Raw genomic sequence first — 291 nt, 5'->3', positions numbered from 1 at the left:
GGATCAGCAATAATTGCAAGCATGAAAAGACTAGAATCTAGCCACATCAACCATGGATTTTCATTGTATTCCACTTGGTCTTTCTTTTCCTGTTCAGAAATTGTCTTACTAGCAGCCCACTCACTTGGTGCTCCATAGAGATTGCGGGCAGTCACACCAGTTTTTTGCTTTTCAATGATAGTTGGTAAAATTTCTTCCAAGAGTTCTTTGATTTCGCTATCAGACTTTCCATCTTTAATCAGTTGGTTGGTCGCAATATGGATAAATTCTTGGTTCTTTTTTGTTAATCCG

1 protein-coding gene is annotated in these 291 nt (G+C 38.1%); it reads right to left on the bottom strand.

All coding sequences use genetic code 11. The features are described 5' to 3' along the window. The coding region (locus C1E58_RS00495) for a DUF1129 family protein (protein WP_153055805.1) at positions 1–291 on the bottom strand (291 nt) is incomplete at both ends.

Origin of the sequence: Streptococcus suis, assembly GCF_002964575.1 — a bacterium.
GTDB lineage: Bacteria > Bacillota > Bacilli > Lactobacillales > Streptococcaceae > Streptococcus > Streptococcus suis_R.
Note: the sequence above shows the minus strand (reverse complement) of the source record. Positions and strands in the feature narration are given on the sequence as shown.